This is a genomic window from Patulibacter minatonensis DSM 18081 (assembly GCF_000519325.1).
GTDB classification, from domain to species: domain Bacteria; phylum Actinomycetota; class Thermoleophilia; order Solirubrobacterales; family Solirubrobacteraceae; genus Patulibacter; species Patulibacter minatonensis.
Window position 1 is genome coordinate 2,879,976 of the sequence record NZ_KI912613.1, and the last position, 908, is coordinate 2,880,883.

2 pseudogenes are annotated in these 908 nt (G+C 79.8%); both read left to right on the forward strand.

Going from position 1 to position 908, the window contains the following annotated elements:
- Positions 1–441: pseudogene (locus tag PATMI_RS34600) on the forward strand (hypothetical protein); the annotation flags it as partial.
- A gap of 47 nt (positions 442–488) precedes the next feature.
- Positions 489–908 (forward strand): annotated as a pseudogene (locus tag PATMI_RS37500) (hypothetical protein); the annotation flags it as partial.

Genomic DNA, 908 nt, shown 5'->3' on the forward strand with positions numbered 1-908 from the left:
GCGGGGGCCGGCGGCGCACCGGGCGCGACCCGGGGCGCCGGCGGTACCGCGGACGGGGGCGACGCCGCGTCGGGCGGGGCGACCGTCGGGACCGTCGCCAACGTCAAGGGCTCACGGCTCTACGTGACCACCGCGGACGGCACGACGGTCGAGGTGACCGTCGGGAGCCAGGCGACCGTCTCGCGGCTGTCGAAGAGCAGCGCGGGCGGCGTGCACCCCGGCGACACGATCGTGGTGCAGGGCACCGCGAAGGACGACGGCGGCGTGAGCGCGACCACCGTGCAGGCGGCTGCCAACGGGCTGTCGCTCGGCGGGGGCGGGTTCGGCTCGCGGGCCGGGGCGGCCGGCGCCGCCGCGGGCGGTGCGGGATCCGGAGCGTCCGGCCGTTCCTCGTCGGGCGGCTCCTCCGGCGCCGTCGACCAGCTCTTCGGCGGCGGCTGATCGCACCGCTCCGCCACGACCCACGCACCACACCACCGAGAGGGACCATGATCATCACCACCAGCACCAGAGGCGCCCGCGCGTTGCGGGCCGCCGTCCTCGCGCTCGTCGTCGGCAGCGCCGTCGGCCTCACGGCTTGCGGCGACTCGGGCGGCTCGTCGACCACCGCGGCGGCCACCGGCGCCGCTCAGCAGGGCGGCTACGGCCGCGACGGGGGCCGCGGCGGGTTCGGCGCGCAGACCCCCGAGGAGCGCGCGAAGCTGCAGGCGTGCCTGAAGCAGCAGGGCGTGACGCTGCCGACCGGGCGCGGCGGAGCCGGCGGTCCAGGAGGTGCGCCCCCGACCGGCACGACCGGGGCGCCGCCCGCCGGCGCCGGGAACGCACCGCCGTCCGGTGACGGTGGCGGCCCCGGTGGCCCGGGCGGCGTGGGCGGCGGGCTGCCCGGCGGCGGTCGCGCCGGTGGCCGT